The 3,084-nt window shown below is 59.4% G+C and carries 4 protein-coding genes; 3 read left to right on the forward strand and 1 reads right to left on the reverse strand.

The genetic code is table 11. The features are described 5' to 3' along the window. Positions 1-24 precede the first annotated feature (24 nt). Positions 25-435 carry a helix-turn-helix transcriptional regulator gene (locus tag KIT79_16055; GenBank protein MCW5830817.1) on the reverse strand — a complete coding sequence of 137 codons (411 nt, stop codon included), beginning with the start codon at positions 433-435 and terminating at the stop codon, positions 25-27. Between the two features lie 211 nt (positions 436-646). Between KIT79_16055 and KIT79_16060 the strand changes: the two genes are divergently transcribed. From KIT79_16060 to KIT79_16070, 3 genes are all read left to right on the forward strand, one after another. Continuing rightward, positions 647-877, forward strand: a complete 231-nt coding sequence (locus tag KIT79_16060) for a helix-turn-helix domain-containing protein (protein ID MCW5830818.1) — start codon at positions 647-649, stop codon at positions 875-877. Between the two features lie 72 nt (positions 878-949). Further along, positions 950-1,207: a hypothetical protein gene (locus KIT79_16065; protein ID MCW5830819.1), complete on the forward strand. Its 258-nt coding sequence runs from the start codon at positions 950-952 to the stop codon at positions 1,205-1,207. A 146-nt stretch (positions 1,208-1,353) separates the two neighbouring features. Continuing rightward, positions 1,354-3,084, forward strand: a 1,731-nt coding sequence (locus KIT79_16070) for a toprim domain-containing protein (GenBank protein MCW5830820.1), incomplete at its 3' end; no start/stop codon positions are given.

Raw genomic sequence — 3,084 nt, forward strand, 5'->3', positions numbered from 1 at the left:
GGCCCACGAATCTCCCCTGCTGTTTTACTTTTTCCTTTTGCCCCCGGCTTCGAGCCGGGCGACATACTCCTCGTCGTCCAGTATCGACCTGAGTTTCTCCCAGAACCTCGGCGACTGCGGCAGCACGGCAAGACGTTTGACGATGTCGGGCGGGAGCGTGCCGCGCCCCAGCACCCTGATATCGGGCGGGGCTTCGACATCGGCGGACTTGCCGCCGCAGAATCTCCAGAACTCCTCCCGGTCCAGGCTCAAGGCGTCGGCAAAGAGGTTCGCCCTGGCGAAGGGGAAGCTGACGAGTCCGTTCTCGATACGGCTTACGGCCATGTGGTTCGGCAGGCCCACGGAAGCGGCGAGCGCGGCCTGCGTGATGCCGAGTTTCTCGCGGCGCTCCCTCAGATAGGCGCCGATCCGTTTCCGCCTGGATTCCGTATTCACAGATAATGTGCCTTATTTCCAGAGTTGTGACACCCGTCAACTAGCAGTTCTCGGCACCGTTGTCCAGCGGCTTTTTCCCGGAAATACCGTGAATAATGAACAATAAACCAGCATTTTCGCATACATGTGAAATGATCGTGGGTCACAATCATACCGGTTGAAATGCACATAAAATGTGCGTATTGTGTCCCCACAGGAAAGGACATCGCCCATGCTCGCAGCCACCATGCTCAGCCTCCGAAGCCGCACCACCCTCAACCAGAACCAGTTCGCCCGCCTCGTCGGCGTCTCCCCCTCCACCGTGAAGGCCTGGGAGCAGGGACGCTTTGTCTCGATCCAGATGAAAACCCAGCGCAAGCTGCAGAAGGCCCTGGGGCTTACGAACCGGGAACTTCTCGCCCTCTTCTACAGGAACGACACCGGCCTTGGGCCGATCCGATAGCCGTATATAAACCGTAAATCAACCCCCGCCCTGCGCCGCCAGACGGCACAGGGAACAAGGAGAACTTGTCCAATGAAAATGAGGGAAAAACAGGCAGTTAGCGTCGATTGCACCTACCGGAGTGATTTTGCCTGCCAGTTCCGGGTGACGATCGCACGGGACGGCCGGACCGTGACTGACGACCTCAGGATCGAAGCCCGGCCTGGCCAGGCGCTCGGGCGGATCAAGGAGTTCTGCGACCGGTACCATCTCGACGTGATGGAACTGATGCACAAGCTGGCGCGTTCAGTGGAGGAGCCCGAACTGTCGGTGACGGGTGGCGCCATATGAGAGCCTTCCGGCTGAAACAGCCCAAAGGGGGACCTCCCTGGCATATCGCCATTGCCCTGAGCGGTGAATGGGCCGGGGATTTTCACGCAGCGGTTCCCGGGGCTGCAGCTTAACGAAGGTTCGCTTCATCATAAGGATGCAGGTCCGTGGACGATTTTTCCCGCATCAAGGCCGAGGTGGATCTGCTGGAGTTCATACTCCGGGAGAGCGGCCGGACGGTAAGAAAAACCTTCTCCGGTTATGTCCAGATCGACGAGTGCCCGTTCTGCCGGGGTCACGGCTGCTTTACCGTTCAAACGGGCGACGAGAAGTATTTCAAATGCTTCCAGTGCGAAGCGAAGGGAGATATTTATAGCTTCGTCCAGGCTTTCCGGAAACTGGCCTCGCCGCTCGAGGCACTCCGGCAGATCGCCGGGGAGCGGGGGATCCCGCTGGAAACGAGACAGGTGGAGCCGCCGCCGGACCCGCTCAGAATCCGGCGCAGGGAGATATTTGAAAAGGCACTGGCCCACTATCAGGAGGTTCTTTTTTCGGAACCAGGCGAACTGGCCCTGCGGTATCTCACCGAAGAGCGCGGCCATACACTTGAAACGATCCGGAGTTTTGGGCTTGGGCTGACCGATGGGCGGATCAATAGCTCGCTACGCGCGACCTTGTCCATTCACGACCTCGTTCAATCGGGCCTTGTGAACTCAAGCGAAGACGGACGCACCTGCGACGCTTTCCCCGCCGGTCTCATTGTTTTTCCCCACTGGACCACCGGATCCGGCGGAAAGCATATCGCCGACATCACGCTGAAGCCGTACGAAACCGGTAAAACGCCGCTCCGGCTCAGGTCCGAATTCCGGGATCCATCGTGCCTGTTTCTGAACCAGCCAGCGCTCCGGGAGCGCCGCATCGTCGTCGTCGAAGGCCAGCACGATCTTCTCTCTGTTGCCGGGAAAGCGGGATTTACTGGCGCCATTGCCACCTGCGGACAGCTTTCCAGCGGGCAGATCGAACTGATGGCGAAACTCGCGCCTGGAAAGACCCTGTATCTCGCGTTCGATAACGACAGCGCCGGGCGGATGTACGCGGAGAAGCTGAAAAGCCGGCTTTCGGACAAACTCATTCCACCGGTTCTACAAAAACTACTTGGCGCCAGGGGTTTCGACGTCCGGCAACTCCGGTGGCCCAGCACGGCCAGGGACATCGACGAGTTTCTGTCATCCAGTCCGGAACCGGCCAGGGCTTTTGAAAAGCTTCTCGACGACGCCGCGCCGCTATATGCGCCGCTTGGTCACTGCCTTGAGCTGTTCAGGCAGCAGTGCTCGGAGCAAAAGCGGAACTTCTACGGCCCCGAAGCGGCCAAGGACCAGGCCGACATCATCTTCGAGTGGCTTGAGAGCGACGGGCGGTTCTTCGTCCAGCGCGGGGCCGAGCACAAGACCTATGTGAGCTTCAGGGGGCAGGTTTTCGAGATCGGGGACGATCCGAGGTTCAAGACGCTGCTCTTCGAGCTTGCCAGGCTCGTTTACGCCGAAGGAAGGACGAAAATCATCATGGAAGTCGTCGAGTACCAGTGCCGTCTGAAAGGCCGCCGGATCGAAGTGTCGCCCTGGCTCCATGTGGAGGGAGACCGTGAAATCTATCTCCACCCCGGCCGGCCGGACGACCTTATTCTCAGGATCGCCGATGGGCAGGTACAAACCGTTCCCAACGCCGTGTCGTGCCTGCTCCGCCCGTCGAACAAGATGACGGCAATCGAATTCGACCCGGACGTGAACATCCAGCGGGCTTTTGGCGATTTCCACCACCTTTTCATAAGCAATCTCTCGACCACCCCCGAAAGCCGGTATTTTACCGCCTGCTGGTGTTTGAACATCTTCCTCCTCGGG

The sequence above is a fragment of the Deltaproteobacteria bacterium genome (genome assembly GCA_026129095.1).
GTDB lineage: Bacteria > JAGRBM01 > JAGRBM01 > JAGRBM01 > JAHCIT01 > JAHCIT01.

Bases quoted from the DNA above. Each gene is read 5' to 3' on its own strand.
- KIT79_16060 (MCW5830818.1), top strand. From the start codon at position 647: ATGCTCGCAGCCACCATGCTCAGCCTCCGAAGCCGCACCACCCTCAAC.
- KIT79_16065 (MCW5830819.1), top strand. From the start codon at position 950: ATGAAAATGAGGGAAAAACAGGCAGTTAGCGTCGATTGCACCTACCGG.